The organism is Streptomyces sp. NBC_00078 (genome assembly GCF_026343335.1).
Classification (GTDB): domain Bacteria; phylum Actinomycetota; class Actinomycetes; order Streptomycetales; family Streptomycetaceae; genus Streptomyces.
In genome coordinates this window covers 7,992,783-8,016,321 of the sequence record NZ_JAPELX010000001.1, presented here as the reverse complement: position 1 = coordinate 8,016,321, position 23,539 = coordinate 7,992,783, and the positions used below count along the sequence as shown (strand labels likewise).

Here is a 23,539-nt window from a genome sequence, read left to right as displayed (position 1 = left end):
AATCTAGACATGGATCTCCCGGTGATGCCGCCCGTGAAGCCGATGCTCGCCAAGTCGGTGGCGAAGATCCCGCCGGACATGCAGTACGAGGCGAAGTGGGACGGGTTCCGGGCCATCGTGTTCCGCGACGGCGACGAGGCCGAGCTCGGCAGTCGTACGGGAAAGCCGCTGACCAGGTACTTTCCCGAGCTGGTGACGGCGGTGAAGGAACGGCTGCCGGGGCGGTGCGTGCTGGACGGCGAAATCGTGATCGCGCGGGAGGGGCGGCTGGACTTCGACGCGCTGACCGAGCGCATCCACCCGGCCGACTCCCGGGTCCGGATGCTCGCCGAGAAGACGCCGGCGTCGCTCGTGGCCTTCGACCTGCTCGCGCTGGAGGGCGAGTCGCTGCTCGACGTGCCTCTGACCGACCGGCGCGACCTCCTGGTCAGGGCGCTGGACGGTGTCACGGCGCCGGTCCATGTGGCGCCGGCGACGACCGACATCGACGTGGCGCGGCAGTGGTTCGAGCAGTACGAGGGGGCCGGCCTGGACGGTGTCATCGCCAAGCCGCTCACCCTGCGTTATCTCCAGGACCAGCGCGCCATGTTCAAGATCAAGCACGAGCGCACGGCGGACGTCGTCGTCGCCGGCTACCGCCTCCACAAGAGCGGCCCGATCGTGGGCTCACTGCTGCTCGGCCTCTACGACGACCGGGGGACCCTGCAACATGTCGGGGTGTCGGCCGCGTTCGCGATGAAGCGGCGCGCGGAGCTGGTGGAGGAGCTGGAGCCGCTGCGCCTTCAGGACGCCTCGGGCCACCCCTGGGCGGCCTGGTCCGAGGAGGCTGCGCACGAGACGGCCCGGCTGCCCGGCGCTCCCAGCCGCTGGTCGGGCAAGAAGGACCTGTCCTGGGTGCCGCTCAGGCCGGAGCGGGTGGCCGAGGTGGCGTACGACCACATGGAGAACGGGGCTCGTTTCCGGCACACGGCGCGCTTCCGCCGCTGGCGTCCGGACCGGACCCCCGAGAGCTGCACCTATGCGCAGCTGGAAGAGCCGGTGCGCTACGACCTGGACGAGATCCTCAACTCTCCCGCGTGACTCAGGGCGTCATCAGCACCTTGACCGCGCCGTCCTGCTTGCGCTGGAACATCTCGTACGCGTGCGGCGCGTCTGTGAGCGGCAGCCGGTGGGTCGCGAAGTCGTCGACGCCGAGCGGGTCCTCGTCCGTGATGTACGGCAGGATCTCGTCGCTCCAACGGCGCACGTTGGCCTGGCCCATGCGGATCTGGATCTGCTTGTCGAACAGGGTCAGCAGCGGCAGCGGGTCGGCCGTGCCGCCGTAGACGCCGCTGAGCGAGATGGTGCCGCCGCGGCGCACCAGTTCGATGGCCGTGTGCAGGGCGGCGAGCCGGTCGATGCTGAAGCGCTCGGCGAACGGGCCGGCGATCTTCCGCGGCAGCATGGCCGAGGCCTGCTGGGCCAGGCGTGCGGCCGCGCTGCCGTGGGCCTCGGTGCCGACGGCGTCGATCACGGCGTCCGGGCCGCGGCCGTCGGTCTGGTCGCGGATGGCCGTGACCAGCTCCTTCTCGTTGTCGAAGCTCCTGAGGTCGTAGGTCTCCACGCCGCGCTCGCGTGCCCGGCTCAGCCGTTCGCTCACCAGGTCCACCCCGAACACCTGTCCGGCGCCGCGCACCTGGGCGACCCGGCAGGCCATGTCACCGATCGGCCCGAGGCCGAGCACGGCGACGCTGCCGCCTTCCGGGATGCTCGCGTACTCCACCGCCTGCCAGGCGGTGGGCAGTACGTCGGAGAGGTACACGAAACGGTCGTCGGGCGGCCCGTGCGGGACCTTGATCGGGCCGAACTGCGCCTGCGGTACGCGCAGGTACTCGGCCTGGGCACCCGGGACCGCGCCGTACAGACGGGTGTAGCCGAACAGGGCGGCGCCCATGCCCTCACTGGTCACCTGCGTGGTCTCGCACTGCGTCGGCAGCCCGGTCAGGCACATCCAGCAGTCGCCGCAGGCGATCTGGAACGGCACCACGACCCGGTCTCCCGCGGCGAGGTCCGGGACCCCGGCGCCGACCTCCTCGACGATGCCCATCGGTTCGTGTCCGAGGATGTCGCCCGGTGTCATGAACGGTGTGAGCACCTCGTACAGGTGCAGATCGGAGCCGCACAGCCCTGTCGAGGTGATGCGGATTACCGCATCGGTCGGCTCCTGGATCTTCGGATCGGGCACGTTCTCCACCCGAACGTCCCGCTTTCCCTGCCAGGTAACTGCCTTCATCGCGTCGGGCTCCCTCTGTCGCGTCGGTGTGTCCGGTCCTGCGGTGCCGCCCCGGGTACCCGGGCGCCCGCATCCCGAAGCAGGTTCAGGGGCCAATGGGCGTATTCAACGCGCGCAATCAGAACCGAGCGGGTATGGCCAACAATGAACGTATAAGCGGACAATCATTGACACGGGATGTGGTGCCACGGTGAGCAGGAGACGGAATGCGCGCCCGCGACGCGCCTCGACGACGGTGGCCGTGCTGGCCGCCACGGTGACCGCCGTGCTGGCGGCAGGCTGCACGGGAGGGCACGGCCCGGCGGACGACGCACGCGGGCGGACGCGGACCCCGGCCCCGACCCCGACCCCGGACAGGAGCGCCGTCGACAAGGGCCAGGTGAACAAGGGCTCCGTACTCGCCGTGAAGATCGACAACGCGCCCGGGGCCCGGCCCCAGACCGGCCTCGATGCGGCGGACGTCGTGTACGCGGAACAGGTCGAGGGCGGGCTGAGCCGATTGATGGCGGTGTACGCCGGCACGCTGCCGAAGGTCGTCGGGCCGGTGCGCAGTGCCCGCGAGTCGGATCTGGAACTGTTGCGCCAGTTCCACGACCCGTTGCTCGCCTTCTCCGGGGCGCAGCACAAGCTGCTGCCGCTCATCGACGACGCGCCGGTGCAGGCGGAGCCGCCGGCGAAGGCGTCCGACGCCTATTTCCGCGGTACCGGCAAGGCCGCACCGCACAACCTCTATCTGCGCCCCGCCCGTCTGATGAAGTCGGCGCCCGGCGCTGACGCGCTCACGACCGGCTTTCGCTACGGCGCCGCACCCGCCGGCGGCAAGCCGGCGAACACCCGCACGGTCCGCTACCCGGCCGCCGGCTTCACGTTCACCTGGTCCGCGAACCTCCACCGCTATCTGGTGGCGATGGACGGGACGCCCACCGTGACGGCCGACGGGAAGCGGGTGACCCCGGCGACGGTGGTCGTGCAGTACGTGAGGATGCACAAGTCGGCCTTCCACGACATCCTCGGCAACAACACGCCCTACACCGAGACGGTCGGTTCCGGTACAGCTCAGGTCCTTCGCGACGGACGGGTCTACGACGTCGACTGGGAACGCGGGAAAGCCACCGACGGCACGGAGTTCACGACGAAGGACGGCAAGCCGGTCAACTTCGCGAAGGGCCAGGTGTGGGTGGTGCTGGCACAGGCCTCGTGATCAGCCCGCGCTCACCCCGGTGCCACGAGGGGTTCCGCCGGGTTGCGGAGCCCCTCGGCCGCGTCGGCGACCCGTCGGATGAGATCGAAGAAGACCGCCTGCTCCTTCGCGGACAGCGGCGCCAGGAAGACCTGGTTCATCCGGGCCGTGCGCACGGTCAGCTTGCGGTGGGTGCGCACGCCGTCGTCGGTGAGGCGCAACAGGAAACGGCGGCCGTCCTGCGGGTCGCGCACCTTGTCCAGCAGCCCGCGGCGGCCGAGCCGGCTGATCACCTCGGCGATCGTGGACCGGTCGAGCCCCACCCGCTCGCCCACCGTGCGCTGGTCCAGGCCCGGCTCGGCGACGAGCGCGTTCAGGACCGCGAACTGCGGCGAGGTGATCTCCTCCGAGACCATCGTGTTCCACAGCAGGTAGTGGGCCTGCTGCAGCCGCCGGGCCAGGTGCCCGGGGTGGGTGGTGAGGTCCACCGCGGCCATGTGCGCTCCCGAAGTCGAATTCGTTGGTGCACTGAACGATACCTGGACGTCCTGTCGACTGTCTTCTGTCCTGCACGCACCTCTGACCATGCGCTTCTCCTGGGCCTTGACGCTTCGCCGGGACAGTGGCAGCGTGAAGGAAACTTCACCGAAATACTCAGTGCCCTGATTAACTCGTGACCGGGCGCTCGGACGGGATGGGGCTTCGCGGATGGACAAGGTGGTGGCCACGGCCGGTGAGGCGGTGGCCGATGTGCCGGAGGGCGCGTCGCTGGCGGTGGGCGGTTTCGGGCTGAGCGGTGTACCGAACGTGCTCATCCAGGCGCTCTACGAGCGGGGTGTGGCGGGGCTCAGAGTCGTGTCGAACAACTGCGGGGCGATGGAGAGCGGTCTCGCGGTGCTGCTCGCGGCGGGGCGGATCTCCCGGGTGACCGGCTCCTACATCGGCGCCAACAAGGAGTTCGCCCGGCAGTATCTGGCCGGCGAACTGGAGGTGGAGCTGATTCCGCAGGGCACCCTCGCCGAGCGGCTGCGCGCGGGCGGAGCCGGCATCCCCGCCTTCTACACGCCCGCGGGAGTGGGTACGCAGGTCGCCGACGGCGGACTGCCCTGGCGCTACGACGGTGAGGGCGGCGTCGCTCTTTCCTCCCCGCCCAAGGAGGTGCGGGAGTTCGACGGCGCCGAATACGTGCTGGAGCGGGGCATCCGGACCGACTTCGCGCTGGTGAGGGCCGCGCGCGGGGACCGGCACGGGAACCTGGTGTTCAACATGTCGACCCGGAACTTCAATCCGCTGGCGGCGATGGCCGGGAAGGTGACGATCGCCGAGGTGGAGGAGCTGGTGGAGCCGGGCGAGATCGACCCGGATCACGTGCATCTGCCGGGGATCTTCGTGCAGCGGGTGGTCGCCCTGACTCCCGTACAGGCGGCGGACAAGAAGATCGAGCAGCGGACGGTGAGCAGCTGATGGCCTGGAGCCGCGAGCAGATGGCCGGACGAGCCGCCCGGGAGCTGGCCGACGGGCAGTACGTGAATCTCGGCATCGGTCTGCCGACGCTGATCCCGAACTATCTCCCGCCGGGTGTGGAGGTGATCCTGGAGTCGGAGAACGGGATCCTGGGCACGGGTCCGTATCCGACGGACGACCAGGTCGACCCGGATCTGATCAACGCCGGGAAGGAGACGGTGACGGTGTTGCCGGGCGCGTCCTTCTTCGATTCGGCGCTGTCGTTCTCGATGATCCGGGGCGGGCACATCGATGTGGCCGTGCTGGGTGCGATGCAGGTCTCGGCGACGGGCGATCTGGCGAACTGGGCCGTCCCGGGCAAGCTGGTCACCGGGATCGGCGGGGCGATGGACCTGGTGCACGGGGCCCGCACGGTCATCGTGGTGATGACCCACACCGCCAAGGACGGTTCGGCGAAGATCCTTCAGGAGTGCACGCTGCCGCTCACCGGCAAGGCGTGTGTGAACCGCGTCATCACCGATCTCGGGGTGATCGACGTGACACCGGACGGGCTCGTGCTGACCGAGGTCGCCCCCGGAGTGCGCGTCGACGACGTCATCGCCAAGACCGCCGCCAAGCTGACGATCGCGGAGGACCTGCTGTGAACACGGTTTACCTCGTCGAGGCTGTGCGCAGTCCGATCGGCCGCTACAACGGCGGCCTCGCGGGCGTGCGCCCGGACGACCTGGCCGCCCACGCCCTGCGCGAACTCCTCGCCCGTACACCGGAGTTGGACCCCTCCCGGATCGAGGACGTGTACTTCGGCAACGCGAACGGCGCGGGCGAGGAGAACCGCAACGTCGCCCGCATGGCCGCCCTGCTCTCGGGCCTGCCGACCTCCGTGCCCGGTGTCACCGTCAACCGCCTGTGCGCCTCCGGACTGGAGGCGGTCATCCAGGCGGCCCGCGCCATCGCCGTCGGCGACGCCCATATCGCCGTGGCCGGTGGCGTGGAGTCGATGACCCGCGCCCCGTACGTCCTGCCCAAGAACGACCGGCCCTTCCCCGCCGCCCACACCGAGCTGTACTCGACCACCCTGGGCTGGCGGATGGTCAACCCGGCGATGGACCCGCAGTGGACCATCCGGCTCGGCGAGTCGGCCGAGCTGATCGCCGACAAGCACAAGATCAGCCGGGAGCAGCAGGACGAGTTCGCGCTCGCCTCCCATCAGAAGGCGGCCACCGCGCAGCAACAGGGCCTGTTCGACGCCGAGTTGGCCCCGGTGGCGATCCCGCAGCGCAAGGGTGACCCGGTCGTTTTCGGCGCCGACGAGTCGGTGCGCGCGGACGCCTCCCTGACCGCGATGGCCGGGCTCAAGCCGTCCTTCCGCACTGAGAACGGCACCGTGACCGCCGGCAATGCCTCGCCGCTCAACGACGGTGCCGCCGCCCTCCTGCTGGTCGACGAGGAGGGCCTGAAAGCGGTCGGCCGCGAACCCCTGGCCCGTGTATCGGCCACCGGCGTGCACGCCGTCGACCCGCACTACTTCGGCCTCGCGCCCGTCGAAGCCGTCAACCGCGCCCTCGCCAAGGCGGGCAGGACCTTCGCCGACCTGTCCGTCCTGGAACTGAACGAGGCCTTCGCCGCCCAGGTGCTGGGCTGCGTGGCCGAATGGCCCGAGTTCGACCCGGCGATCCTCAACCCCCAGGGCGGCGCCATCGCCCTCGGTCACCCGCTCGGCGCCTCCGGTGCCCGCCTCGCCGGCACCGTCGCCCACCAGCTCGCCCGCCGTGGCTCCGGCACCGGCGTCGCCACCCTCTGCATCGGCGTCGGCCAGGGCCTCGCCCTCGTCCTCGAACGCTGAGAACCCCCGCGGAACCCCCCGAGGAACCCCAATGACTCTCACCCAGCACGACATCGACCAGGAGATCGCGGCCGAGCAGGCCGCGTACGAGAAGCGGATCGCCGACGGCGCGCCCGTCGAGCACCAGCCGCGCCGCGACTACGCGCCCTACCGCTCCTCCGTCCTGCGCCACCCCCACCAGCCGCCCGTCGCCATCGACGTCAGCAAGGACCCGGAGCTGGTGGAGCTGTCCTCCCCCGCCTTCGGCGAGCGGGACATCACCGACATCGACAACGACCTCACCCGCCAGCACACCGGCGAGCCGATCGGTGAGCGCATCACGGTCTCCGGACGGCTGCTGGACCGGGAGGGGCGCCCGATCCGCGGCCAGCTGGTCGAGGTCTGGCAGGCGAACTCGGCGGGCCGTTACGCCCACCAGCGCGAGCAGCACGACGCCCCGCTGGACCCGAACTTCACGGGCGTCGGCCGCACACTGACCGACACCGACGGGCACTACCACTTCACGACCGTGCAGCCGGGTCCGTACCCGTGGCGTCAGCACCTCAACGCCTGGCGGCCGGCCCACATCCACTTCTCCCTCTTCGGTTCGGCGTTCACGCAGCGGCTCGTGACGCAGATGTACTTCCCGAGCGACCCGCTGTTCCCGTACGACCCGATCATCCGGTCGGTGACCGACGACGCGGCCCGGCAGCGGCTGGTGGCGACATACGACCACAGCCTGTCGGTGCCGGAGTTCTCGATGGGCTACCACTGGGACATCGTGCTCGACGGGCCGCACGCCACCTGGCTCGAAGAAGGGCGCTGACCTGCCATGACGAAGATCGACACGAGCCGTCCTGAGACCGTCCTGCCGACCCCGTCGCACACGGTCGGCCCCTTCTACGGCCATGCCCTGCCCTTCCCCGGCGGCGGCGACATCGCCCCGGTCGGCCACCCGGACACGGTCACCGTCCAGGGGTACGTGTACGACGGCGAGGGCAATCCGCTGCCGGACGCGTTCGTGGAGCTGTGGGGCACCGACCCCGACGGCAATATCCCGCAGGCGGACGGCTCGATCCGGCGCGACCCGGCGAGCGGCGGCTACCTGGGGCGCAACGGCGTGGAGTTCACCGGCTGGGGTCGCATCCAGACCGACGCCAACGGGCACTGGTACGCCCGGACGCTGCGTCCGGGCGCGCGCGGGCGGAGCGCCCCGTACATCAGCGTGTGCGTGTTCGCGCGCGGGCTGCTGGTGCACCTGTTCACCAGGATCTATCTGCCCGGTGACCAGGCGGCACTCGCCGCCGACCCGCTGCTGGCCCGGCTGGCCGAGGAGCGGCGCGACACGCTGATCGCGAAGGACGAGGGCAGGGGCACCTACCGTTTCGACATCCGCCTTCAGGGCGAGGGCGAGACGGTCTTCCTGGAGTTCCGGTGACTCCCCCACCCTCCGGGCGGGAGGCGGCCCCGGTCGATCCTGACGACACCGGCCTGCTCGCCCCCGGGTGGGCAGGCTCTCCCGCCTCGTCCGCGACGGCCGACACGGCGTATCTGCAGGCCCTGCTCGACGCGGAGGCCGCCCTCACCCGGGCCCAGGCAGCCTGCAAGCTCGTCCCGGCCGAGGCGGCGACCGCGGTCACCCAAGCGGCGCACGCCGACCGCTTCGACGTACGCTCCCTGGCCGAGCGCGCCCGCTCGGGCGGCAATCCGGTCATCCCCCTGGTCGCCGATCTGACGAAGGCGGTCGGCGAGGAGTACGGGCCCTACGTCCACCGGGGCGCGACCAGCCAGGACATCATGGACACGGCGACGATGCTGGTCGCCGTGCGCACCCTGGACCTGATCCTCGCCGACCTCGCACGCACCGAACGCGCACTGGCCCGCTCGGCGGCCGGCCACCGCGACAGCCCGATGCCGGGACGGACACTCACCCAGCACGCCGTACCGACGACGTTCGGGCTGAAGGCGGCCGGCTGGCGGTGGCTGGTGCTCGACGCGCGCGACCGGGTCCTCGGGGTACGGGACGCTCTGCCCGTCCAACTCGGCGGCGCGGCCGGCACACTGGCGGCCTTCGCCGCCTACGGCAGCCAGAACACCGCGGATCTCACAGCCGCCTTCGCCCGCGAACTCGGCCTCGACGCAGCGCTCATCCCCTGGCACACCCTCCGCACACCGGTCGCCGACCTCGCCGGCTGCCTGGCCTTCACGGCAGGGGCCCTGGGCAAGATCGCGACGGATGTGCTCGTCCTCGGCCGCACCGAGATCGCCGAGGTCACGGAGGGCAGTGGGGGTGGTTCCTCCGCCATGCCGCACAAGGCGAATCCGGTACGGTCCACGCTGATCGTCGCCGCGGCCCGGCGGGCACCGCAGCTCGCGGCCACGCTGTACGGGTCGATGGTCGCCGAGGACGAGCGTCCGGCGGGGGCCTGGCACGCCGAGTGGGAGCCGCTCAGGGATCTGCTGCGTCTGGTAGGCGGCGCCGCCCGGGACGCCACCGAACTGGCCGAAGGGCTGCGGGTGCACGCGGACGTGATGCGTGAACACCTCGGCCTCACCCACGGGTTGATCGTCTCGGAGCGGCTGTCGGCGGAGCTGTCCTCCGTGCTGGGCCGCGCCCGCGCCAGAACGCTGCTGACCGAGCTGGCCGGACGCACCTACTCCGAGGGCCGGCCCCTGCACGAACTGCTCGCCGAGGAGCCCGAGTTGAAGGACGTCGACCTCACCGAGCCGACCGATCCAGCCCGATACACCGGCTCCGCCGGAGTCCTCACCGACCGTGCTCTGGAGCGACGTTGACCAAAAGGCTTCTCAACCACCGTGCCGAGGGGGCCACTTCCGCTCCTGCGCTGCTGCTCGGGCCCTCGCTCGGGACGTCGTACGCCCTGTGGGACAAGGTGGCGCCCGAACTGTCCGTCGCCCACCGCGTGGTGCGCTGGGACCTGCCGGGGCACGGCGGTTCGGCGCCCGGACTGATCGGCCCGGGCGCGACCGTCGGTGACCTGGCCGACCTGGTGCTCGCGCTCGCCGACTCGCTCGGTATCGGGCGGTTCGCGTACGCGGGTGTGTCCCTCGGCGGTGCCGTCGGCCTGTATCTCGCCCTGCATCACCCGCAGCGGCTGTCGTCGCTGGCCGTGATCTGCTCGTCGGCGCACTTCAACGGCTCGCAGCCGTGGCGGGAACGGGCCGAGCTGGTGCGGCGCGAAGGGGTGGGGCCGCTCGTGGAGAGCGCCGACGCCCGGTGGTTCACGCCCGGTTTCACCGTGCCGGAGCTGGTGCGGGACCAGCGGGACGCCGACCCGGACGCGTACGCCGCCTGCTGTGACGCGCTGGCCGCTTTCGACGTGCGCGACCGGCTCACGGAGATCTCCGTACGCACGCTGCTGATCGCCGGGCGCGAGGACAGGGCGACTCCGCCGCCCCATCTGCGGGAGATCGCGGACGCGGTGCCGGGTGCCGCGCTCGTGGAGCTCCCGGGGGCCGCGCACCTGGCGCCGGCCCAGTGTCCCGAGGCCGTGCTGACAGCCCTCCGTACGCACCTCGACGGGGGCGCCGCGCGGGGCATGGAGGTGCGGCGCGAGGTGCTCGGCGACACGCACGTGGACCGGGCGCAGGCCCGCCAGACGCCCTTCACCGCCCGTTTCCAGGACTTCATCTCGCGCTACGCCTGGGGCGAGATCTGGACCGACCCGACCCTCTCGCGCCGCGAACGCAGCATGATCACACTGACGGCTCTGGTCGCGCACGGGCACTACGACGAGCTGGCCATGCACGTGCGGGCGGCGCGGCGCAACGGCCTCACGCCCGAGGAGATCGGTGCGGTGCTGCTGCAGACGGCCGTGTACTGCGGGGTCCCGGCGGCTAACTCGGCGTTCGCGGCGGCCCAGCGGGTGCTGGCGGAGGACGACGACCTCTGAGGGTGACCCTGCTGGTCGTAGCTTCAGCAGCACCTCGCACATGCCTCCCCCGCGTGCCTACGGTGGAGGCATGTCCACCATCCTGATCACCGGCGCCACCTCCGGCCTCGGCCGCTACGTCGCCTTCGAGCTGGTCCGCTCCGGACATGTCGTCCTCGCCCACGGCCGCGACCCGGGCCGGACCCGTCAGCTGCTCGCCGAGTTGCGCGCCGAGGGCGACGCCGAGCCGTTCGTCGCCGATCTGGCCTCGCTGGCGCAGGTGCGCGAGCTGGGAGCGCAGGTCGCCCAGGCGCATCCCGGCCTCGATGTGCTGATCAACAACGCGGGCGTCGGAGCGGGCGCGCCCGGCACCGGGCGCGAGCTGAGCACCGACGGACACGAACTCCGGTTCGCCGTGAACTACTTGGCGCCGGTGGTCCTGACCCGCGCCCTGCTGCCGGTGCTGCGCGCGAACACTCCCGCGCGCATCGTCAACGTCGGCTCGGTCGGCCAGGAGCCCGTCGACTTCGACGACGTCGAGTTCCGGCGCGGTTATGACGGCTTCGCGGCGTACTGCCGCGCCAAGTTCGCTCTGGCAGCCCATACGTTCGCCCTTGCCGAGGAGTTGGCGGACACCGGCGTCTCGGTGAACGTCCTGCACCCGGCGACCTTCATGGACACGGCGATGGTGCGAGAGGGCGGCGTCGCCCCCTGGAACACGGTCGCCGACGGGGCGCCGGGCGTGCTGGCCCTCGCGACCCGGGACCGGGGTACGGACGGCTACTTCGACGGCACGAGCCGGTCGAGGGCGCACGAGTCGACGTACGACCACGACGTGCGGAAACGCCTGTCGACGGTCACGGACCAACTGCTGGCGCTGTAGCGCCGTTGCACGGGCGCGGGGCCGTGTCGTTGTGCGGTTGCGCCGATCAGCGCAGTCCCCGCCCCGTTTCCAGCACTTCCCGCGCCTGCGCCACCAACCCATCCGCACCGCACGAACGAGCAAGCGCCAGACCGCGGTTGAGTTCGGCGACCGACCGTGCGGCGATGCCGTACTCGACGCGGGCGGCGGCATGCTCGTACTGGCAGGGCGAGGCCTCCAGATACGCCACGGCCTGCGAGGCCAGTCGCACCGCGCGCTGCCCGGTCTCCAGCGCCGCGGCACACCTCAGCGCCTCACCGATGGCCGTGTCCGTGCCGAAGCGCTCGGCCTGCCGGCGGGCGTGCGTGGCGAGTTGGGCGGCGCGAGCCGGATCCTCCGTGGCGAGGGCGCGGGCGAGGTCGAGCGCCCAGGGGACGACGACCGGGTTGTGGTGGCCGCGCGCGGTGGCCGCCTTCTCGGCCTCCTCCAGTTCGTTGATGCCGTCCTTGGTGCGGCCGACGGCGAGCAGCAGCCGGCCGCGCACGGACCGTGGGTCCGGCATCACGATGGTGGACGGATAGGCCGGTGCGAAGCCGTACTGCTCGGCGATCGCCCAGGCCTCGTCGACATGGCCGCGGGCGAGCAGGACATCCACGAGGTTGCAGGTGGCCGTCCAGTACAGGGGCAGACCGCGGCCGACGCGCTCGGCGATGCGCAGCGACTCGCGCAGGGCCGCCTCCGCCTCCCGGAGCCGGCCGCGCCTGCGGTGTCCGAGGCCGACGTAGGCATGCGCCAGGGAGAGGTGGCCGCCGCTCCAGCCGGCCGATTCGTAGGCGCGCAGGCCCTCGTTGTAGAGGGCGTCGGCGCGGTCGAGTCGGTCGCAGTAGGCGTAGGAGTTGGCGAGCATCAGCAGGAGTTCGATGCCCCACTCGGTGTCGGTCCAGCCGAGGCCCGGTGCGAGGCGGCCGTTGACGAGGGCGCGGTCGCAGTGCTCGACGACCTCCTCGGCGTTCTCGCCCTGGATCAGGGCGTCGAAGCCGCGCAGCATGAGCAGGGCGCGCTCGGAGTTGTCCCGGCCGGTGCAGGTGAGGGCGAGGTCGGCCAGGCGCCGGGAGCGACCGGGCGAGGTCGACTCGCCGGCGTGGATGCTCTCCCACATGCACTGCACGGCCTGCAGCCGCAACCTGGCGGGGCCCGCCTCGTGCCGGGCGGCCTCCGCCTCGACCGTGCGGACGGCCTCGTCCGGCTGGTCGTTGTGGAGGAGTGCCTGGGAGAGGCGGAAGACGGCGTCGACACGGGTGTGGCCGTCGAGGCCGGGCATACCGAGCGCGGACTGCAGGTGGCCGATGGTGGTGGAGGGTGCGGTGAGCAGGGTGGCACAGCCGAGTTCGTAGAGCACGCGCGCGTGGACGTCGGGGTTCGGCGGTTCCCGCAGGGCACGCTCCAGGCAGCGGCGGGCCGCGTCGGGGGCGCCGACGGCGAGGTGTTCGCGGGCGGCCTCGCGCAGCTGCTCGACGACTTCCTCGTCGTCGTCCGGGTGCACCTGGAGAAGGTGCCGGGAGGCCATGGCGGCGCCGAGTCCGGAGTCCGAGACGACCTGGGCGGCGATGCCGTGCATCGCGGTGCGCAGGGCGTCCGGGATGGAGTTGTAGACGGCGGAGGCGATCAGCGGGTGCACGAACTCCAGCTCGCCGTCGGCGGCTTGGGCGCTCGCCGGGTCGGGCTCGGTGACGATGCGGGCGTCCTTCAGCAGTTCGGCGCAGCGCACCGCGTCGTCGTGGCCCATGGTGGCGAGTTTGGCCACCAGGCCGATGGAGATGCCGGTGCCGAGGATCGCGGCCGCCCAGGCGAACCGGGTGGCGCTGATGCCGAGTTCCTCGAGGCGGGCGACGAGACCGCCGCCGCGGGCCGAGCGGTTGAGGGCGCGCAGTTCGGCGGCGGCGCTCTCGGTCGGCTCCAGCTCGCTGTCCTGGACCTTGGCGAGGAGTTCCACGGTCTCGTACGGGTTGCCGCCGGTGACGGCCCAGACCTCGCGGCAGAAGGGGGCGTCGGCGTGTGCGCCCAGGGTGGCGCGGGTGAGGCCGGCGGTGGCGTCCGGGGTGAGGGCGCTGAGGGTGGCGTCGGGGCCGCCCGCAGCGGCGGCGATGGCTTCGAGGTGGCGGGCGCTCTCGCCGCTGATCTCACCGGGCCGCCTGGCCACCACGACCAGGACGGACAGGTCGTCGAGCCGCTCGGCGAACGCGGCGAGCCAGCGCAGCGTCTCCCCGTCGGCCCAGTGCGCGTCGTCGATCAGCAGGACCAGCGGCCAGTCCCGGCGGGCCAGTCGGCGCACTCCGGCGACGAGGCCGTCGCACACGCCCTGCGGGTCGGCCTGGCGTTCGCCGGGGTCCGTGAGGCCGAGGGCGGGGCCGGCGATGTCGTACCAGTCGCCGAGGTACTCGCGTCCCTCCTCCGGCAGCAGTGACACCAGCGCGGGCTGCAGCAGCTGGCGTACCACGTTGAAGGGGACCGACCTGAGGGTCTCGCCGCCGCGGGCCGACCACACGGTGCAGCCGTGCCGTTCGGCGATGCGGCGGGTCTCGGCCAGCAGGGCGGTCTTGCCGATTCCCGCCTCGCCCCGGATCACCAGCAGGCTGCCCGAGGACGAGCGGTCGGCGCAGAGCGTCTCGACCGCCTGCTCGACGGCGGCGATTTCCTCTTCGCGCTCCCACAGGGAGGCCGAGGCGGCCTCCGTGGGCCGGACCTCCGTCATCCCGATACCTCCCCAAGTCGCCCGAACGACGTACAGATCTCGAGCGTAGCCGTCCTCTCGCGGAAGCGGAGGCCGCTCCGGGTACCTGTTGCCGTGATAGGTGACAGCAGGTGCGGGCGGGCGACGCATGAAGCCCGTGATCTGCGTGTGTGAAGGTAACCGACCGTCAAAGGCGGTCGGCTTGAACCGACTTGGAGGTCCGGGCTTGGAGGTGGTGGTGAGGGCTCTTCGCGGCGGGTTCGGCGGGCAGCTTCGCCGAGTGGTACGAGTTCGGGCTCCACTGCTGTCTCGCGACCGTCACCGCCGCACGCTTCTTCACGCCGGAGGGCGGCGACACCGGGCCCGCATGCGCACTGATCGACGCGCCGGCAGAGGGGTTCAGCGGCGGCCGGTTCGCGTACGGCAGTTCGCGTAAGACGTCTACCGGGCCCTGGCCGTTCGCGGCAGCGTCCACGAGCCTTTGCTGGAGCGGCTGTCGGCCGAGCCGTACTGCGCGCTGCCCGCTCCGAACACGACTGGCAAGGAACTGTTCCACCTCGGGTATCTGCGGGACGCGCCGGCCGGGTTCGGGACGCTCAGGGCGCAGGACGTCGTCGCCACGCTGACGATGTCCACGGCCCGGACGGTCGCGGAGGCCGTGCTCGCGCTCGGCGCCACGGAGGTGATCGCGTCCGGTGGCGGGACCCGGAATCCGGTGCTCATGGGAGGCCGGGCGATCGCCTGCCCGGGGTGGCGGTGCGCACGTCCGACGGGCCGGGGCCGGCGGCGGACGCGAAGGAGGCGTACGCCTTCGCGGTGCTCGGGTTCCTGGCCTGCGCGGTCTGCCGGGCATCGGGCCCGCGAGCACCGGGGCGTGGTACCCGAGCGTGCTCGGTTCGATCACCTCCGGGCGGGGCGGACTGCGGCTGCCGGCACCGGTCGACCAGCCGCCCGTGCGGATGGTCCTCGGCTGAAGTCCGGATCCTCTCATCCCGCTTTCACCGAGGCCTCATACGGTGGGGGCATGACGCAGGTGACTCCTCCCGGGTGGTATCCCGACCCGGGGCAGACGAGTGAGGGTCCCGCCGGCGAGCGCTGGTGGGACGGCAAGGCATGGACCGACCGGACCCGCCCCGCGGGCCCGGCCGCCGGATGGGGTCCCCCGGCGCAGTCGCCGACGGCCGCGGCCGGGGCTGATCCGGCGCACTCGGCCCAGCCGGCCTATCCGGCCTATCCGGCGTTTCCGGCGCATCCGCCGGCCTCTCCGCGACGCGGGCTGCGCACGGGCATCGCCGTCGCGGTGGCCGTTGCGGTGCTCGCGAGCATCGGTGTGGGTGTGTGGGCGCTGACGGGCAACGGCGGCTCGGGCGGCGGCAGCGCCAGTTCGCAGGGGCCCGGCGGTCAGGGCGGTGGGCCCGGTGGGCAGGGCGGTTCGAACGGCGGCAACGGCGGCAATGGCGGTTCGTCGGGCGGGTCCGGCGGATCGGGAGGGTCAGGCGGTCCCGAGTCGCCCGCGCCCGGCCAGTCCGAGGCGCCGAAGATCACCAGCGGTTCGGTGACCGACGCGGTGAGCGGCATCAGCCTGCCCATCCCGGACGACTGGTACGGGCAGCAGCTCCGGGCGGGCGCGCAGATCACGTCCAACGACTCCTACAAGTGCCCGGGCGAAGCCTCCCAGACCTGCACGAAGGGCGGCGCGTACTCGGCGCCCGCCCTCGCTCTGGGCACCGCGGGCTCCACGGCCGAAGCGGTCGCGAAGGCCGACATCAAGGCGAACGCCGAGGAGTCCTACGGCGGCAAGACCTACGGCTCGATCACCTCGCACGACGAACTGGAGTCCAAGGCGGTGACGGTCGCCGGGCAGAAGGGCTACCTGGTCCGCTGGAAGGCCGTCACCAGCAAGGGCTCGGACGGCTATGTCGAGTCGCTCGCGTTCCCCTCGCCCGCGAACGCCTCCCAGATCGTGGTGGTCCGCTTCGGTGTCGATGTCGGCGAGAAGCAGTCGGTCCTCGACACGATCACCAAGGGCATCAAGGTGTCGACCGGCAGCGGCAACGGCCAGACGGTCTGACACCGCCCCGGACGGCGGTCGGCCGGGCGGGACTCCCTCCGCTCAAGAGGAGTCCCACCCGGCCGGGGGGTGCGCGCCGCCCCCGTCCCCACGGTGCGGCGCGATCAGGTCACCGTCCAGTCATCCCGTGGACGGCGGCCTGAGTCTCAGGTGAGGCCCAGTGCCGGCAGCACGGCGGCCTCCACGAAACGGACCAGGTATGCGGGGTCGGCGTACTCTCCGTCCACGACGGGCCGGGCGCGCACGACGCCGAACATCTGGGCCGGGATGTATTCCAGCGCCGGATGGTCGCCGGCGATCTCGCCGCGTTCCACCCCGCGCCGCAGGATCTCCTTCAGCGCGACGATCTCCGGTTCCACGAGCGCCTCGCGCAGCGCCTTGGCCAGTTCCGCGTCCTGGGTCACCGCGTGTCCGAGCGCCTGCAGCAGCTTGGTGTCGTTCAGTGACCAGCGGCCCACAGCCCGCGCGGCCTCGCGCAGGTCGTCCGCGAGCGACCCGGTGTCGATATCGCCGAAGCGTGCCTTGCGACGGGCGCGCAGGGCGGCCACGACGAACTGGGGCTTGGTCTTCCACTGCCGGTAGAGGGTCGACTTGCTGCAGCGGGTGCTGGCGGCGATCCCCTCCATCGTGACGGCGTCGTACCCGCACTCTCGGATCTGTTCGAGCACGGCGTCGAAGAACTCCCGCTCACGCTCCGGCGTGATCTTGGAGCGGCGCGAGGCGGCAACCGTCTCCGGTCCGTCCGCGGCCTGCGACGTCATCTGCCCTTCCCCTTCACTCGAGTCCCGCTCTATTCCCTGAATCCAGTGTGGCGTACCTCAATCGATACGCCAGTGTACCGGAACGCCGACGTATCGGTACACTGCCGTATCGGAACGTTTTCGTTTCGGGACGGAGGCGTACCGATGAGTTCCGGCCACGTCAGGGGTCTGGACTCGTACCGCCACAAGCACCACGTCAGCGAAGGGGCCGGGGGATGAATGCCCGCACCGAGCCTGCAGAGGGAGAGACCGACGCGATAGCGCGGCCTCCGCTCGTCCGTGAGTTCCTGCTCGTCGCAGGGCTCTTCCTCGTCTACAAGTTCGGCCGGCAGCTGGCCACCGGGCACACCGGCGAGGCCCTCCACAATGCCCGTCGGGTGTGGGACCTGGAGCGGGCAGTCCATCTGCCGGGCGAGGGGTCGGTGCAGTCCCTCCTCCTGCACAGCGACACGCTGGTGCACATCGCGAACACCTACTACGCGACCGTCCACTTCCCCGCCACCGCGGCCTTCCTGATCTGGCTGTACCTGCGGCGCCCGGCGCACTACGTGTGGGCCCGGCGGGTCCTGGCCACCGTCACCTCGGCAGCCCTGGTGCTGCCCTTCGTCCTCCCGCTGGCGCCCCCGCGGATGCTGGCCGCCACCGGCCTCGTCGACACCGCCCATGTGTACGGCCCCTCGGTGTACGGGCCGCCGTCCTCGGACCATCTCTCGAACCAGTTCGCGGCGATGCCGTCACTGCACTTCGGCTGGGCCCTGATGGTGGCGATCGGCCTGATCGCCGCGACCCGGTCGCGTCTGCGCTGGCTGTGGCTGCTGCATCCGCTGGTGACGTTGCTGGTCATCGTGGGGACGGCGAACCACTACTGGCTCGACGCGATCGTCGCCACCGCCATGCTCGGCATCGCGCTCGCCCTGGTCCACCGGCCGCACCGGACCGTCAGCACCGCCGGACGCGGCGCCGACAGGTTCGTACCGGCCCAAGGCCGTCCGGCCGGAGGTCCGGCCGAGGAGCACGTCCTGGTCGGAGCGGGCCGATGACCGCCACCCTCGTCGCCGTCGCCCTCTCGCTGGTCTCCGCCGTCGCCTACGCGGCCGCGGCGGTCGCCCAGGAGCGGCTCGCCGCCCGCAGCGGCGACACCGGCATGCTGCGGCTGCTGGCTTCGGGCGCCTGGTGGGCTTCGGTCGGGCTCAACGCCGGGGCGGCCCTGCTGCACGTCGTGGCCCTCAAGTACGGTCCGCTCACCGTCGTACAGCCGCTGGGTGCGCTCACCCTGGTCGCCGCGGTGCCGATGGGGGCGCGGGCGGCCGGACGGCGGGTCCGTGCGACCGAGTGGCGGGGTACGGCCCTGACGCTTGCCGGGCTGGCCGCGCTGCTGGTGACCGCGTCCGGGTCGGCACCCCGGCAGGTGCTGAGCCTGACCGAGGCGGTCGCGGTCGCGGGGACCACGGCCGCACTGATCGGGATGCTGGCTCGGCCCGGGGCCCGGCCCGGGCTCCGGCACGCCACGGCGTCCGGGTTCGCCTCGGGAGTGGCGTCCGCGCTCACGCAGACCGTGACGGTGTCCGCGACGGACCGTTCGGGGCCCGCACTGAGCCTGCAAGTCGTCCTGGTGGCGGTGCTGGTGGCGGCCTTCGCCGTGGGCGGACTGCTGCTGTCGCAGACGGCCTACCGCGGCGGACTGGGCGCTCCGCTCGCGGTGGTGACCCTGTCCAACCCGGTGGCGGCCTCGGTCATCGGGCTCATGCTGCTCGGGCAGGGACTGCGCGGCGGCGCCACGGGTGTGCTCCTGGCCCTCGCGGGCGCGGCACTCGCCTCGTGGGGTGTCGTCCTGCTGACCCGGGTGGCGCCCGCTGTGGCGCCCGCTTCGGCCGACGAGGAGCACCCGGTGGCCGCGGTCCTGGCCCTGAGGCCGGAAACGGCCACGCCCGAACCGGCGTTGGTGCCCCGGCCGTCTGCCGAGCCGGGACATCTCACACCGCTGTGACCCGGTGCACCGGCCGGCACTAACCGAGGCCGCGCGAGTCCTGCTTGAGTGCCGTGTCGACGGTCAGGGCGGTGGCGACGACGAGGCTCAGCAGCGGCTCGGGCAGCTGGTAGTGGATCTGCAGGACGTAGTTGTCCGCGGTCGTGAACATCGTTTTGGCGAGGCCTTCCCAGGTCTTGGTGATCCGGGCGACCTCGTTGTCCGCGTGGTCGACGATCGCGAAGTTCCAGGCCCGCCAGTTCTCCGCCCTGATCGCGCCGACCTGCTGGCCGTTCGCGTTCATCGCGAAGTTGATCTTCCCGATCATGTTCTGCTGGACGATCTCGCCGACCTGCGAACCGTCCGGACGCGACACGACGACCCTCGACTTGAGGATCTTCGCGGGCCGGGTCAGCAGCAGCTGCGGCTGACCGTGGGCGTCACGGATCTCCAGCCGGTGGGTCATGAACTGGTCGAGGCTGGAGAGAAGGCGCGCCGCCTTCTTCAGCGCGCTCTGCCCCACCTCGGTGACCGAGCCGATCTGGTTGCCGTTCTGATCCATGACCGTGTACTCGTTGGTCACCTCGATCAGCTTGGCCTTCTGGTTGACCACCAGGACCGGCTCGGTGAACAGGCTGCCGCCGCCGCGGCCGCCGGCGGCGACCCCGGCCTGCTGCTGCACCTGACGCTGCACCCGCGGATCCGGACCCGCAGCCTGCTGCGGCACGTGCTGCGGTGCCTGCTGCTGGGCAGCCTGCGCCTGCTGCTGGTCCGTGTTCGTGTGCTGGGTCCACTGAGCGCCGTCCCAGTAACGCAGGGTCTGAGGCGCTCCGTGCGGATCCGGGTACCAGCCTGCAGGAGTGTTCGAATGCGTGGTCACCGGGGCACACTACCCCGGCCCCACCATCACCTCGCCAGCCCCCGCGAGGCACCGTTCTTCAGCTTTTACCCGGCGGTTCACCGCGTGATGATCGCCGGATCGCTCACGCCGGGCCGCCCGTTCTCGACATGTCCGGCGAATCGCCGCAGGAACGCCGCATCCGCGTCGGAGGTGACGGTCAGGTCGTACCAGCGCCTGCTCGCCGCGAGGTCGACGGTGTGCCTGACCGTGGCACCGGGCCGCACCGTGAAGGCCCGAGGGTGGCACCCGTATCCGCCGGCCAGCTTCAGACGCACCGTGCCGGAGCCCTTGTTGGTGAAGGCCAGCTCGACGTGCTCACCGCTGTGGCGGGCGGTGACCTCGGGCCCGGCGGCTTTGTTCGGGCCCTTGAAGACGCGCAGGAAGCCGTTCGGGCCGTGCACGGTCAGGTCGTACGAGCCGTTCGAGTACGCCGAGTTCCAGGCGTCCGAGACGGTCTTGCCGGCCTCGGTGGTGTAGCTCCAGGGACCGTCGGTGCGGTTGCCGGAGGTCACCAGGAAGGCGGCTCCCGCCTTCGCGCCGGAGGCGAAGGTCAGCGTGAACTTCCCGGCGGCGGTGTCCACCGAGCCGTCCACGTACGGGGCGTACTTGAGGGGACGCGCCGGGCGCAGACCGCGCTCCTGCCTGGGCAGCGCACCCTTGGCGGGCGGCGTCGGCACGTAGTCGGGGTGGCGGTCCTTGTCCGGCGGCCGGTAGCCGTCGGTGTCGGGCAGGGCGACCGGCTTGGTGTCCTTGTGGGAGAAGTCGAAGGCCGCGGTCAGGTCACCGCAGATGGCTCGCCGCCAGGGCGAGATGTTGGGCTCGTGCACGCCGAAGCGGGTCTCCATGAACCGGATGACGGAGGTGTGGTCGAGCGTCTCGGAGCAGACGTATCCGCCCTTGCTCCAGGGCGAGACCACGAGCATCGGCACGCGCTGGCCAAGTCCGTAGGGGCCCGCCGGGTGGGAGCTGCTGCCCTTGAACAGGTCGGGGCCCACGTCGACGGTGGACTTGCCCTGCGCGGCGGAGCCCGGCGGGTACGGCGGGATCTGGTGGTCGAAGAAGCCGTCGTTCTCGTCGTAGGTGACGAACAGGGCCGTCTTCGCCCACACCTTCGGGTCGGAGGTGAGGGCGTCGAGGACCTGGGCGATGTACCAGGCGCCGTAGTTCGCGGGCCAGTTGGGGTGCTCGGTGAAGGCCTCGGGGGCGACGATCCAGGAGATCTGCGGCAGCTTGCCGCCCTTCACATCGGCCTTGAGCTGGTCGAAGAACCCCTCGCCCTTGCGGGCGTCGGTGCCGGTGCGGGCCTTGTCGTACAGCGGGTCGCCGGGCTTGGCGTTGCGGTACTGGTTGAAGTAGAGCAGCGAGTTGTCGCCGTAGTTGCCGCGGTAGGCGTCCGGGATCCAGCCCCAGCTGCCGTTCGCGTCGAGGCCGTCACCGACGTCCTGGTAGATCTTCCAGGAGACGCCGGCCTTCTCCAGGCGCTCGGGGTAGGTGGTCCAGCCGTAACCCGCCTCGTCGTTGCCGAGGACCGGGCCGCCGCCCGATCCGTCGTTACCCGTGTACCCGGTCCACAGGTAGTAGCGGTTCGGGTCGGTGGAGCCGATGAACGAGCAGTGGTACGCGTCGCAGATGGTGAAGGAGTCGGCGAGCGCGTAGTGGAAGGGGATGTCGTCGCGGTTCAGGTACGCCATCGTCGTGGAGCCCTTGGAGGGCACCCACTTGTCGTACTTGCCCCCGTTGAAGGCGTCATGTCCGTCGTTCCAGCCGTGCGGGAGGTCCTGGATGAAGGCCAGGCCCAGGTCGTCCGCGTCGGGGTGGAAGGGCAGGATCTCCTTGCCGCCGGCGTCCTTCTGGTGCCAGACGGAGGTGCCGTTCGGCCAGGTCACCGGGCGCGGGTCGCCGAAGCCGCGGACGCCTCTGAGCGAACCGAAGTAGTGGTCGAAGGAACGGTTCTCCTGCATCAGGACGACGATGTGCTCGACGTCCTCGATGGACCCTTTGCGGTGGTTCGCGGGCAGCGCGGCGGCGCGCTCGATGCTGTTGGACAGGGCCGTGAACGCGGTGGTCGCGCCCGCGAGCTGCAGGAATCGGCGCCGATCTACTTCGGACATGGGTGAGTGCCTCTCATCCTGGTGCGGATGGCCGGAACGTGACGGATTACGCGCGGTGCGAGTGTTCCAAGAGCAACGAACGTCAGGGAAGGGTCCGGTGGCGCCCATGTGAAAGTCATCGGTACGAGAGGTGTGCCACCACGGCCGTGAGGTGTGCCTTCCCGGCCTCGCGGGGAGAGTCGCGATCATGACAGAGACGCAGACACCCGCCTCGTCGACGCAGCGGCCCGTACGACAGTTGTTCGCCGCCTCGGTGGGCAATGCGGTGGAGTGGTACGACTGGTACGCCTACACGTTCCTGGCCACCTACATCGCCGCCGCGGTCTTCCCCAAGGGCGCGGACAACTCGCTGGTGCCGCTGCTGTCGACGTTCGCGGTGTTCGCGGTGGGCTTCTTCATGCGGCCGGTCGGCGGGCTGCTGATGGGCACGATCGCGGACCGGCACGGCAGGCGGGCGGCGCTGACGGTCACCATCCTGCTGATGGGCGGGAGCAGTCTGCTGGTCGGCCTGACACCGACGTACGCGGCGGCCGGCGTGCTGGCTCCGGTGGTCCTGGTGTTCGCCCGTCTGCTCCAAGGCCTGTCCGTGGGCGGGGAGTTCGCGGCCTCGACGACCTTTCTGGTCGAGTCGGCGGGACCGGGCCGGCGCGGCCTCTTCTCCAGTTTCCAGTACGTCTCCACGACGGCCGGCCAGCTCGTGGCGTCCGGCATCGCGACCCTGCTCGTGGACACACTGGGCGAGGGCTCCATGAACGGCTGGGGCTGGCGGATTCCGTTCGCCTTCGGGGCCGTACTGAGCCTGGTCGGCTTCTGGATACGACAGGGCGCCCAGGAGACCCGCAGCCACGAGCAGCAACAGGCGCCCCGCCCCGGCCTGTTGGAGGCCCTGCGCCGCCACCCGCGCGAGTCGCTGCTCATCTGCGGGATCACGGCGGGCGGCACGATCGCCTATTACACCTGGACGTCGTATCTGCCGACGTACGCCCAGCTCAACGCGGGCGTCGCCCCGTCGGACGCCCTGCTCGCGGGCACGATCTCCCTCGCCTTCTTCGGCCTGCTCCAGCCGCTCGGCGGACTGCTCTCGGATCGATACGGCCGTCGCCCGTTGCTCCTCTTCTTCGGCGTGGGCTTCGCCCTGCTGAGCGTGCCGCTGCTGCACGCGCTGCGCGACTCGTTCGCGGTGCTGCTGCTCGTCCAGTGCGCGGGCATGGTCCTGCTGACCGGCTTCACCTCGATCAGCGCGGCCGTGAACGCGGAGGTGTTCCAGCCGCGGGTGCGCGCGGCCGGCATCGGCTTCCCGTACTCGCTGACGGTCGCGCTGTTCGGCGGCACCGCTCCCTATGTGGGCACGCTGTTCGCGGAGTTGGGGCAGGCGGGCCTGTTCCCCTGGTACGTGGCCGCGCTGTGTCTGCTGTCCTCGCTGGTGTATCTGCGGCTGCCGGAGACCGCCCACACCGAGCTGCACCGCTGACGGCACGGCCCGCCGGCGCGATGCCGGCGGGCCG

The 23,539-nt window shown here is 71.3% G+C and carries 21 protein-coding genes and 1 pseudogene; 15 read left to right on the top strand and 7 right to left on the bottom strand.

Going from position 1 to position 23,539, the window contains the following annotated elements:
* Positions 1–9 precede the first annotated feature (9 nt).
* The gene (locus OOK07_RS37200) at positions 10–1,080 is read left to right on the top strand and encodes an ATP-dependent DNA ligase (RefSeq protein ID WP_266686568.1); all 1,071 of its coding nucleotides are present in this window, start codon (positions 10–12) and stop codon (positions 1,078–1,080) included.
* A gap of 1 nt (position 1,081) precedes the next feature.
* On the opposite strand, the gene OOK07_RS37195 is transcribed toward OOK07_RS37200, so the two are convergent.
* A complete protein-coding gene (locus OOK07_RS37195; RefSeq protein ID WP_266800851.1) occupies positions 1,082–2,272 on the bottom strand; it encodes a zinc-dependent alcohol dehydrogenase in 1,191 nt (396 codons plus the stop codon).
* A 190-nt stretch (positions 2,273–2,462) separates the two neighbouring features.
* On the opposite strand from OOK07_RS37195, the gene OOK07_RS37190 reads away from it, so the two are divergent.
* Positions 2,463–3,473 (top strand): DUF3048 domain-containing protein, encoded by a 1,011-nt coding sequence (locus tag OOK07_RS37190; protein WP_266800849.1) that lies wholly within the window; start codon positions 2,463–2,465, stop codon positions 3,471–3,473.
* An 11-nt stretch (positions 3,474–3,484) separates the two neighbouring features.
* Here the strand turns inward: OOK07_RS37190 and OOK07_RS37185 are convergent, their stop codons facing one another.
* On the bottom strand, positions 3,485–3,949 hold the full coding sequence (locus OOK07_RS37185; protein WP_266686566.1) for a MarR family winged helix-turn-helix transcriptional regulator: 465 nt from the start codon (positions 3,947–3,949) through the stop codon (positions 3,485–3,487).
* 211 nt (positions 3,950–4,160) lie between these two features.
* Here OOK07_RS37185 and OOK07_RS37180 point away from each other — a divergent pair, with 211 nt between their 5' ends.
* The 8 genes from OOK07_RS37180 (at position 4,161) to OOK07_RS37145 (ending at position 11,514) form a co-directional block, all read left to right on the top strand.
* A complete protein-coding gene (locus OOK07_RS37180) occupies positions 4,161–4,916 on the top strand; it encodes a CoA transferase subunit A (protein WP_266800848.1) in 756 nt (251 codons plus the stop codon).
* Positions 4,916–5,560, top strand: a complete 645-nt coding sequence (locus tag OOK07_RS37175) for a CoA transferase subunit B (RefSeq protein ID WP_266686564.1) — start codon at positions 4,916–4,918, stop codon at positions 5,558–5,560. Before OOK07_RS37180 ends, OOK07_RS37175 begins: the two co-directional genes overlap by 1 nt.
* A complete protein-coding gene (locus OOK07_RS37170; RefSeq protein ID WP_266686563.1) occupies positions 5,557–6,759 on the top strand; it encodes a thiolase family protein in 1,203 nt (400 codons plus the stop codon). The genes OOK07_RS37175 and OOK07_RS37170 overlap by 4 nt, the downstream gene beginning before the upstream one ends.
* A 31-nt stretch (positions 6,760–6,790) precedes the next feature.
* Positions 6,791–7,564: a protocatechuate 3,4-dioxygenase subunit beta gene (pcaH, locus tag OOK07_RS37165; protein ID WP_266686562.1), complete on the top strand. Its 774-nt coding sequence runs from the start codon at positions 6,791–6,793 to the stop codon at positions 7,562–7,564.
* 6 nt (positions 7,565–7,570) lie between these two features.
* The gene (gene pcaG / locus OOK07_RS37160) at positions 7,571–8,176 is read left to right on the top strand and encodes a protocatechuate 3,4-dioxygenase subunit alpha (RefSeq protein WP_266686560.1); all 606 of its coding nucleotides are present in this window, start codon (positions 7,571–7,573) and stop codon (positions 8,174–8,176) included.
* Positions 8,173–9,534: a 3-carboxy-cis,cis-muconate cycloisomerase gene (gene pcaB, locus OOK07_RS37155; protein ID WP_266800845.1), complete on the top strand. Its 1,362-nt coding sequence runs from the start codon at positions 8,173–8,175 to the stop codon at positions 9,532–9,534. Before pcaG ends, pcaB begins: the two co-directional genes overlap by 4 nt.
* The gene (pcaDC, locus tag OOK07_RS37150) at positions 9,531–10,652 is read left to right on the top strand and encodes a bifunctional 3-oxoadipate enol-lactonase/4-carboxymuconolactone decarboxylase PcaDC (protein ID WP_266800844.1); all 1,122 of its coding nucleotides are present in this window, start codon (positions 9,531–9,533) and stop codon (positions 10,650–10,652) included. The genes pcaB and pcaDC overlap by 4 nt, the downstream gene beginning before the upstream one ends.
* Before the next feature lie 70 nt (positions 10,653–10,722).
* Positions 10,723–11,514, top strand: coding sequence for an SDR family NAD(P)-dependent oxidoreductase (locus tag OOK07_RS37145; protein ID WP_266800842.1), 792 nt, complete (start codon positions 10,723–10,725; stop codon positions 11,512–11,514).
* Between the two features lie 46 nt (positions 11,515–11,560).
* Here OOK07_RS37145 and OOK07_RS37140 read toward each other — a convergent pair whose 3' ends face one another.
* Entirely contained in the window at positions 11,561–14,245 is a 2,685-nt protein-coding gene (locus OOK07_RS37140) for an ATP-binding protein (protein ID WP_266800840.1), read from the bottom strand.
* A 166-nt stretch (positions 14,246–14,411) separates the two neighbouring features.
* On the bottom strand, positions 14,412–14,699 hold the full coding sequence (locus tag OOK07_RS43845; protein WP_406312982.1) for a hypothetical protein: 288 nt from the start codon (positions 14,697–14,699) through the stop codon (positions 14,412–14,414).
* A gap of 6 nt (positions 14,700–14,705) precedes the next feature.
* On the opposite strand from OOK07_RS43845, the pseudogene OOK07_RS43840 reads away from it, so the two are divergent.
* A pseudogene (locus OOK07_RS43840) lies at positions 14,706–14,927 on the top strand (anhydro-N-acetylmuramic acid kinase); the annotation flags it as partial.
* Positions 14,928–15,248: 321 nt separating this feature from the next.
* Positions 15,249–16,295 (top strand): DUF2510 domain-containing protein, encoded by a 1,047-nt coding sequence (locus OOK07_RS37130; protein ID WP_266800838.1) that lies wholly within the window; start codon positions 15,249–15,251, stop codon positions 16,293–16,295.
* A gap of 146 nt (positions 16,296–16,441) precedes the next feature.
* Here OOK07_RS37130 and OOK07_RS37125 read toward each other — a convergent pair whose 3' ends face one another.
* Positions 16,442–17,056 (bottom strand): TetR/AcrR family transcriptional regulator, encoded by a 615-nt coding sequence (locus OOK07_RS37125; protein WP_266686552.1) that lies wholly within the window; start codon positions 17,054–17,056, stop codon positions 16,442–16,444.
* A 215-nt stretch (positions 17,057–17,271) separates the two neighbouring features.
* Here OOK07_RS37125 and OOK07_RS37120 point away from each other — a divergent pair, with 215 nt between their 5' ends.
* The gene (locus OOK07_RS37120; RefSeq protein ID WP_266686551.1) at positions 17,272–18,096 is read left to right on the top strand and encodes a phosphatase PAP2 family protein; all 825 of its coding nucleotides are present in this window, start codon (positions 17,272–17,274) and stop codon (positions 18,094–18,096) included.
* A complete protein-coding gene (locus tag OOK07_RS37115) occupies positions 18,093–19,043 on the top strand; it encodes a hypothetical protein (protein WP_266686550.1) in 951 nt (316 codons plus the stop codon). Before OOK07_RS37120 ends, OOK07_RS37115 begins: the two co-directional genes overlap by 4 nt.
* Before the next feature lie 19 nt (positions 19,044–19,062).
* On the opposite strand, the gene OOK07_RS37110 is transcribed toward OOK07_RS37115, so the two are convergent.
* Positions 19,063–19,902 carry an LURP-one-related family protein gene (locus OOK07_RS37110; protein ID WP_266686549.1) on the bottom strand — a complete coding sequence of 280 codons (840 nt, stop codon included), beginning with the start codon at positions 19,900–19,902 and terminating at the stop codon, positions 19,063–19,065.
* Between the two features lie 77 nt (positions 19,903–19,979).
* Positions 19,980–22,034: a phosphocholine-specific phospholipase C gene (locus tag OOK07_RS37105; RefSeq protein WP_266686547.1), complete on the bottom strand. Its 2,055-nt coding sequence runs from the start codon at positions 22,032–22,034 to the stop codon at positions 19,980–19,982.
* 187 nt (positions 22,035–22,221) lie between these two features.
* Here OOK07_RS37105 and OOK07_RS37100 point away from each other — a divergent pair, with 187 nt between their 5' ends.
* Positions 22,222–23,505 carry an MFS transporter gene (locus tag OOK07_RS37100; protein ID WP_266800835.1) on the top strand — a complete coding sequence of 428 codons (1,284 nt, stop codon included), beginning with the start codon at positions 22,222–22,224 and terminating at the stop codon, positions 23,503–23,505.
* The last annotated feature ends 34 nt before the right edge of the window (positions 23,506–23,539 follow it).